This window comes from Erwinia sp. MYb416 (assembly GCF_037479575.1).
Taxonomy (GTDB): domain Bacteria; phylum Pseudomonadota; class Gammaproteobacteria; order Enterobacterales; family Enterobacteriaceae; genus Erwinia; species Erwinia rhapontici.
On sequence record NZ_JBBGYT010000367.1, the window covers coordinates 1 to 894 of the forward strand.

Consider the following 894-nt stretch of genomic DNA (forward strand, 5'->3'; position numbering starts at 1 on the left):
GACAGTGTGGGGCCGGTCTCCTCCAGCTCAGCGGTGTGGTTAAACACCACGTCAAGAATCACTTCTATACCAGCCTGATGCAGCGCCTTCACAGCCTGCTGGAACTCCTGACGCGGATGCAGCTGCTGCTGGCCGGAGGCGTAGCGCGCCTCCAGCGCGTAGCAGGCCAGCGGGTTATAGCCCCAGTAATTACTCAATCCCATACGCAGTAAGCGCGGTTCACTGGCGAAGCAGGCCACCGGCAGCAACTCCAGGCTGGTGATCCCCAGTCGCTGGAAGTAGTCGATCATCACCGGATGCCCCAACGCCGCGTAGGTGCCGCGTATCGCTTCCGGGATATCCGGATGCCGCTTTGTCAGGCCACGCACATGAGCCTCATAAATCACGGTACTGCCCCAGGGAACACGCGGCGCAGCATCGTCTCCCCAGTCGAAATCATCCGCCAGCACCACGCTTTTCGGTGCCAGTGGTCCACTGTCGAGAGGGTCGGGCTGCTGCACTCCACACTGGAAGCAGGGATCGTCCGTCACCTCACCCAGCACCTCGTGCGCGCAGGGATCGAGCAACAGCTTCGCCGGGTTAAAACGCTGCCCCTGTTGCGGCTGCCACGGGCCATGCACGCGGTAACCATAACGCTGGCCCGGTTTACCGCCGGGGAGGTAGCCATGCCAGATATCACCGCTGCGGGCCGGGAGGTCAACGCGGGTTTCCGCGCCGCTGGCATCAAACAGACACAGCTCCACGCGTTCCGCATGCTGCGAGAACAGCGTAAAATTCACGCCCTTGCCGTCATAGCTGGCACCGCGTGGTGCAGGAAGCCCCTCCCGTAATGGCGTCATTCTGCCTCCCGCACCAGCCACAGCGTCGAGAGCGCAGGCAGCGTCAGACTGAGAG

The 894-nt window shown here is 62.8% G+C and carries 1 protein-coding gene; it reads right to left on the reverse strand.

The window, feature by feature from the left end; genetic code table 11:
• Window positions 1-839: alpha-amylase family glycosyl hydrolase (locus WH277_RS05345; protein WP_339504843.1), on the reverse strand; the 839-nt coding region annotated here is incomplete at its 3' end.
• Window positions 840-894 lie beyond the last annotated feature (55 nt).